We start from the raw sequence: 1,501 nt of genomic DNA on the forward strand, positions 1-1,501 counted from the left end.
GGCCGCCGACACGGGCGGCCAGTTCACGGACATTGAGCGGGCTCTCGATGACGTCGGCCGCACCAAGCTCCAGCGCCAGCACCTTGTCGACAAGATCGGCCGGGCGGCAGATCAGGATGAAATCCGGTCCGCCCTCACCGCCTCCTCCTTGGCCGCCATAACGTCTGAGCAGGTCCCGCCCCTCCGCCTGGCTGAGGCTGTCGCCGACGACGACGACGTCGATGCCCTTTCCCGACAGCAGCGATTCGGCCTCCCAGGGCTGGCGTGCCTGATGCACGTCATGGCCGCGCCGTTCAAGATGGTCGGCGAGTTCGGTCGCGACCACTTCGGCTACCGAAACGAGCGCAATGACGGATCGTGCGGCCATGTTTTCCAACCGTTCCCTGGCAACCCCGATATGAGTGCTGGACATGATGTTTATACCCAATCTACTTTCCACTGAAAGTGGGAGCGAAAGCATCGTGCGGGCAAGAATTGTCATCGTCGAGGATGAGCCCGACCTGAGGGACGCTGTCGCCGAATACCTTGGCGCCGCCGGATATGACGTGGCCACCGCTGAAAGTGCGGCCGCCGCGCGCAGCCTCGTTGAAACGCAGTCGTTTCATCTTGCCATTCTCGACATCGCCATGCCCGGCGAGGACGGCCTCTCGCTTGGCCGCTGGCTGCGTTCGAAACTGCCGATCGGCATCATCTATGCGACCGCGGCCGGCACCGCGCTCGACCGCATTGTCGGGCTGGAACTCGGTGCCGACGACTACATCGTCAAGCCTTACGAATTGCGCGAGGTGCTGGCCAGGGTGCGCAGCGTGTTGCGCCGGGTTCCCCAGCCCAAAGAGCTGCAGGACAAGAGGGCCGGGGCGGATCGCCGTTCCGTTGCCTTCGGCCCCTTCCAGGCCGATCTCGACGGCAGGCTGGTCACCGGCGCCAATGGCGTGGTGATCGACATGGCCAAGAGCGAGTTCGACGTGCTGGAGATTTTCCTCACCCGCGCCAACCGGCTGCTGAGCCGCGCCGCTATCTCCGAGGCGATCGGTTTCACCGAAGATCCGGAATCGTCACGCGCGGTCGACATTCGCATCATGCGGCTGCGCAAAAAGATCGAGGCCGATCCCGCCAATCCGAAATTCCTGCGCACGGTGCGCGGCGAGGGCTATATCTTCTCGCTGCCGGCCGGCGACGGCAACTGAGCACCGGGCCAGAAGGATGTAGTTGCTCGCCGGCCGAATTGGCGCGACTCCGGAATGACAGCACAAGATGATCGCTGAAGCAGCAAGCACCGATATGCAAGGGTTCAGGCAGGGCGCGGCGATGGCGGCCGTGCGCGTCGTTCGCCGGCTGCGCGAGGCCGGCGACTGGCAGCGCGAGATGGACGGCATACTGGAAACGCTCTGCCGGGCCATGGATTGCCAGCGCGGCATCCTGTTTCGCTTGCGCGAACTGCCTGGCCAGGGCTTCGCCCAATCCGTCGCTGCCTACTGGATCGACCCTCTTTTCGGCGGCG

The 1,501-nt window shown here is 64.6% G+C and carries 1 protein-coding gene and 2 pseudogenes; 2 read left to right on the forward strand and 1 reads right to left on the reverse strand.

The annotated features are described in order from the left end of the window. Positions 1–367: pseudogene (locus tag EN994_RS30930) on the reverse strand (response regulator transcription factor); the annotation flags it as partial. Positions 368–413: 46 nt separating this feature from the next. Between EN994_RS30930 and EN994_RS30935 the strand changes: the two are divergent. Together EN994_RS30935 and EN994_RS30940 are read left to right on the forward strand one after the other, a co-directional pair. After that, on the forward strand, positions 414–1,187 hold the full coding sequence (locus EN994_RS30935; RefSeq protein WP_181172685.1) for a response regulator transcription factor: 774 nt from the start codon (positions 414–416) through the stop codon (positions 1,185–1,187). Positions 1,188–1,254: 67 nt separating this feature from the next. Next, positions 1,255–1,501, forward strand: a pseudogene (locus EN994_RS30940) (hybrid sensor histidine kinase/response regulator); the annotation flags it as partial.

The organism is Mesorhizobium sp. M7A.F.Ca.CA.002.09.1.1 (assembly GCF_003998555.1).
GTDB lineage: Bacteria > Pseudomonadota > Alphaproteobacteria > Rhizobiales > Rhizobiaceae > Mesorhizobium > Mesorhizobium ciceri.